This window comes from Marinimicrobium sp. UBA4209, from assembly GCF_002381585.1.
GTDB classification, from domain to species: Bacteria; Pseudomonadota; Gammaproteobacteria; order Pseudomonadales; family Cellvibrionaceae; genus Marinimicrobium; species Marinimicrobium koreense.
Map to the genome: position 1 here is coordinate 32661 of NZ_DFTP01000094.1, position 5527 is coordinate 38187.

3 protein-coding genes are annotated in these 5527 nt (G+C 53.7%); all 3 read right to left on the minus strand.

Annotation, left to right across the window (positions count from 1 at the left end):
- Positions 1-605 precede the first annotated feature (605 nt).
- On the minus strand, positions 606-1355 hold the full coding sequence (locus tag B3187_RS13660; RefSeq protein ID WP_286807029.1) for a DUF3450 domain-containing protein: 750 nt from the start codon (positions 1353-1355) through the stop codon (positions 606-608).
- Positions 1356-1414: 59 nt separating this feature from the next.
- Positions 1415-3844, minus strand: coding sequence for a TonB-dependent siderophore receptor (locus B3187_RS13665; RefSeq protein WP_286807030.1), 2430 nt, complete (start codon positions 3842-3844; stop codon positions 1415-1417).
- A 346-nt stretch (positions 3845-4190) separates the two neighbouring features.
- On the minus strand, positions 4191-5527 hold a 1337-nt coding region (locus B3187_RS13670), incomplete at its 5' end, for an adenosine deaminase family protein (protein ID WP_286807031.1).

The window sequence follows — 5527 nt, forward strand, 5'->3', positions numbered from 1 at the left end:
AAGGTACCGACCCTGACGACCGGGGCACTGTAGGTTTCACCCGAGGCCTGAACCACGTCGCTGTCGAACCGGCTGACGTTTCCTGACTCGGCAATTTCCTGCAACATGACCGACCAGAGTTCCTGCATTTCCGGAATAGTCGGCACCTCCTCGGCTTCCGCCAACCGTTCAATGGTGTCCAGGCGATCGGGAAATTCCGCCGAGACGATGGAATCGAAAAAGATGGACTGCATATCACCGGCTACCTGCCGGAACACGCCGAACAGTTCTCCGAGATTCCCTACCCGTCGGTCGAGTTGTTCGGTCAGGTCCGAGAGTACTGTCTCGTTCTCGTCGAACACGGTTTTCATTTCTTCCCGGCGACGCTCCTCGGCGGCCAATTGGGCCTTCACGTCTTCGAGCATCTGCTCGCGTTCATTGGCGCGGGCCAGAAACTCCTGCTCCCGGGTGCTGTTGTAGGCCGCCTCGGCACGGGCATCCGCACTGACTTTCTGGTACAGCGCTTCGAGCGAATCCTGAGCCAGAATGGGCGCTGAGAACATAACAGCCAGTGCTACAAACGCCCATCCCTTAAACGGTCGAATCATTGCTTTCATAGGATTTCCTCACTGCTCCGGCGCGTTGATGGGAAGCGTTAGTAGTTCGGGCGGCGCCTGTTTGCGGGCGACCCGAAGGCCGTCGCGGATGGCGGTACGATAACCCGCATCAAGCGCTTCCCAGCTGTCACGTTCGCTGTTCCAGCGGCCTACCCGGTTGCCGTCGATGGTTTGGTAGTAGAGCCCGACACGGCCTATACGCAGAAACTCCACTTTGCGCGCTTCACCATCCATCACCAGATCGCCCCGATAAGCTTCAATGGTTCGGCCATACTCTACCTCCACCTGATAGGCTTCCAGGATACGCCGATACTTTTCGCCGGCACTGACGTCGGCCCTATCAATCAACTCACTCAGATTGGCGACACGCTCTTCCCGTTCGCTCTGAAGGAAAGGGACATCAGAGGCGACCACCTCCGATAGCGTTTCGGTCATTTCCAGCATGAGCGGTAGCGCCCCGGTTTCAATATCGTCAATGGTCTCGATCTGATTGCGGATGCTCTGCATTTCCGTGTTCTGGGATTGAATCAGCTTATCCATCTGCTGGTTGTAGATCTTAAGACTCTCCAGACGACGGGAGGCCGTACGAAATTTCTGAAAATCGCTTTTTGCCTGATCGTCCATTTGATCAATCCGCTCCTGGCTGGCGGCGCCGTCACGGTCCATTTGCTCCTGGCGAGCCATGCTGTCATCGACGGCCAGTGCAGGCACTGTCGATACCGACAGAGCGGCCAGAAGCAGTGAATTACGAAGTCGCATAATTAACCTCTATCTAATTCGGGGCCGGCAACACCGGCCCTTTAAGCTCACGATCGCCGTTAGAACTTGTAAGCCAGACTGACGGAGTAGTGGCGCGGCAACTCCGGCAACACGATGGTGCTACCGAACAGATCCGGGAAGTTGGCCCGAAAGTAGCGCTCGTCGGTCAGGTTTTTCACTTGGGCACTAACGCTCCAACTGTCGTTGCTATAGCTCAGGCCGGCATTTAGCAATGTGTAGGAGGGCAGTTCCACAGCACGCGAAAAGCTGCTGTAAGTGGAGTCGGAGTGGACCGCGCTGGCCGTGAAACGATAGCCATCAGCGAACTCATAGGCACCGGTCAAGCTGTAGGTGTTCTCCGGAATCCCCGCCTTGCGAGCTTCCTCTTCCGAACCGACCAATGTGAGGCCCTGCATGACATAGCCATAGAACAGAGCCGGGTCGCTGACGCCGGTCAGATCGCCCGCCCCTTGGAAACCGAACTGACTACCGGTACTTTCCAGCGCGGTCAGATTGGTCACTTCCACATGGGTGAACGCCGCCGTCATGGTGAAGTTATCAGTCACCAGGAAGCGCGCCTCCAGTTCGTAACCTTCACTCTCGGTGGTGCTGTTGCTTACCTGATCCTGAGCGCTGTAGTTGGTACGGCTTTGCTCAAACCAGGCCCCGGAGATATACAGGCGGTCATCCAGGAAGCTACCCTTAAGGCCCACTTCATTGAGCTCCGAGTCCGCCAGCACATCACCACTGGTCACCAGATCTGGGCTGATTTCAGAGCCCTGCCCCATGATGATGGTGGCTTGCTCCGAAGCGGTCATATAAGGCGTCAAGCCAAACGGCAGCTTGTAGGAGACGCTCGCGGTCCAGGACACTCCGTCTTCGGTTTCGGAGGCGGAGGTCACGTCCGGCACAACGCGAACTTTTTCGGTGACCACGTCGGTATTGAACTCAACACTGTCGTAACGAGCGCCGAGCATCACATCAAGGTTTTCACCAATGTCATAATCTGCTAGGAATGCCAGACCGTAATCGGTGAAGTCACCCACCTTGTAGCTGGAATAATCGGAGTCCGTCATGGTCGCCAGCAACATCCGGTCCATACCGGCAATTGGCTGACTCAAGTCACGCCGGTCGAAGTATTCGTAGTCGAATTCCTCGCCATGCTCAAAATCGGTATAACGGATACTCGGGGATATCTGGTAGCTACCGTGCAGCCAGTCACTGTGCTGAGCATCAAACGCGAAAATCGTCTGGTTTTCGATCGCGTAGGTATCGAACGTGGCACTAAAGCCATAGGCGTTTTCATTGGCGTTATCCACGCCTTCATAGAAGGTCTTGTTCGTGATCGTGAAGTTGTTACTGACCCGGTGGATAATGTCGAAGTACAGCGTTTCAACGTTGGTTTTCAGGAAGTCTTCGGGCCCCACAAGGACCTGATTACCTTCCAATTGGGTTGTGCCGGCGTTTTCCAGCTCCCAAGCCGGGTCCATATCCGCGTCCGTCGCTGAAGAGGCGGGCACAAAGAAGTTGTTAGGGTTGACGAAGGTCGTTTTCCAGGCGTCATATTCATCAGGAGAGTTGTAGCCGTCTCCGTCGGTATCAACTGGCTGCGCGGTACCGGTAATGTAGGTACCGTTGTCAATCAGGTCCTGCGTCAAGCGGTTCCAGCCCGCGACCTGGTTGCCGTCGTATTCGTGGTACATACCACCGAATTCGAAACGCGTATCGGCACTGATATCCATGTTGAACGAAGCCTGAAGGATGTTCTGATCCGTCTTGCTGTAGTCGTAGTAGCTACCGGAATTTTCGGTTTCCGCATAGATGTAGTAACCCATCGGCTTATCGCCAATGCTGGCCGGGCCGCCGACCTCGGCGGTCAGAATATTTTTATCCCAGCTGCCACGGGTGATGGACAGCTCGCCCGTGGGCTCGGTCAGGTACTGGCCGGTTTCCGCACGAGCGGATTTGGGCTCGAAGTTGAGGTAGCCCCCAATTTTGGAAGGACCATAGATTGGGCTGGCGGGCCCGCGTACCACATCGATGCGGTCCGATGCCCCAATTGGGGTGGGGTAGTTACCGGGGTTATTTACCCGACGCACGCCCCGAAAATATACCTCACCCGGTGTGCCCCGAACATCCAAAGAACCCGCGACCCCAAAAAAGGATTGGGTAAAAGAGCCGGGTGCGATCAGGACCAGATCGTCTATGTCGGTAATATTGAAGCTTTCCATCATACTGGCGCTCACGGAGGTCACACCGCGCGGCGTTTCGAGCAGGGTTTTTCCGAACCCGAAAACGGATTCGACAGGCTCGTTAGGCATCAGCCCCATGGTATCTTCCACCGCTCCTTCGGTGGTGTAAGTACCGAGGTCCACGGACTCTTCGTCCGTTTCTTCGTCTTGAGCGACAGCGCCGGTGCTTGCCAGACCGCTACTAAGGGCAATAATCAATGCGAGCTCTTTGTATTTAAAGCGGGTGTTCGTGATCATAGTACGTGCACTCCAAAGTCTGTTTTGTATTTGCCTGAACAGCTGCAAAGAAGTTTGCAAGCGCCATGCCATTTCCTGTCCATTTGGTTACGATTTTAAATTTATTCAAAATATTTCTTTAAAATCAATTGGTTACGATCATCTAAATTTGATTCAAATGATTATCTGAAAGAAGAAGGTTCGCCTTGTGGAAACGCAAGAATGAGGTTCGGAGGTCACTGCTGATGCACTCTGGACCAAGTTGCACCAATTGGTGACTTTCTTTGATCTACAATAAAAAAAACCGGTCGGACCAAGGTCCGCCGGCAAAGAGAACGTCACCTGTAACGGTGAGGAGAGAGACTGGTTAATCCGATAAACAGAGCTGATACTGGTCGCAAATGAAGCCATGGCTGATCGGCTCAACAGACTTTATAGATGACAGCCCGCGTTGTATGAAGCGCGACTCGAAGTCTTCGATGCGTTCATCAAAGGTTTCCAGTAATTTGTGCTTGACTTCATCTTCGACAAATGAGTAGGCAAGGGAATTTCGACTTAGTTGTGTCAGTTCTCTCCAGGAAAGGTTGTACTCCTTTACCGCGACGAAGAATTCATCGGTAATATTCGAGTCCCACATACCCCTGTCATCGGTTGAAAGTGCCACCGGAATGCCGATACGCAAATACTCGGGAAACGGGTGATCCGCATAATCCTCTACATACTCGAGCAGCAGATTGGAAATTAGGTTGATTTCGATCAGGTAGGGCCCGTGGCGTAGCTCACGAAGCAATTCTTCGTCGTTGATCAGTTGAATACCGTGACCAATGCGATCCGCACCCAGCATCAGGGTATCTCGAATATGGCGGTTAGGCTCATCCAGTTCACCGGCGTGAATGGACAGGCGTACATTGCTGTATGTCCGACGCAGGTCCCGCAAGGTTTCCTTGAACCGCATAGGGTAGCCTTTGTCGTTGTCCTCGCGTCCGACCATGTTCACCGCAAGATACAGATCCCGATGCTCGGAGACAAACTCATAGGCGTCGATCAACTGCTGTTCGGCGTTGGGCGCAAAACGCAGGATTGATTCCTGGAACCGCACGGTAACACCGGTGTCCCGGGCATCCTTCTGATTCAACCGCTCCTTGTACATGGCCACCACCTTATCCGCAGGAATGGGCGTCCCGTCCGGTTCGGTAAAGCCCTTGGCTCCCATCATAGTTTCGAGGTAAATCAAACCCTCCTGTCCGAACGCCTTCATATTGCGGTAGAGGATCTCCATCATCAAGTAAGGGCTGTTGAGCAACTCATCAAATCGTTGCCAGTGGGTGGAAAAAAACTCTTCCCGCCCCTCATGATCGTGATTGAGCACCAAGCTATTCTTCCAACCTTCAACTTCCTTTTCGTTGAGCTCCGACAACAGCTTGTATTCAGAGCGCTCGCACTCGGGGAGATCCTCATAGGTCGAGGCCATTATGTTGTGAAACAACAGCAAGTAGGGCTGCCGTCCGAACTCATTATGGCCGTAAGGCTTGCAGTTGTTGATTTTGACCTTGGTGTAGAACTCGTACCCGTGTGCCTTCTGCTCCAAAGCCAGCTCGTACCACCATTCGGGTAGCCCCGAGCCACTCATATGGTTGTGTAAGTCGCCGCCCTTGGGCATGGCATATAAAAAAGTATAAAGTTCGCGGTCTGAAGCTTTGGACT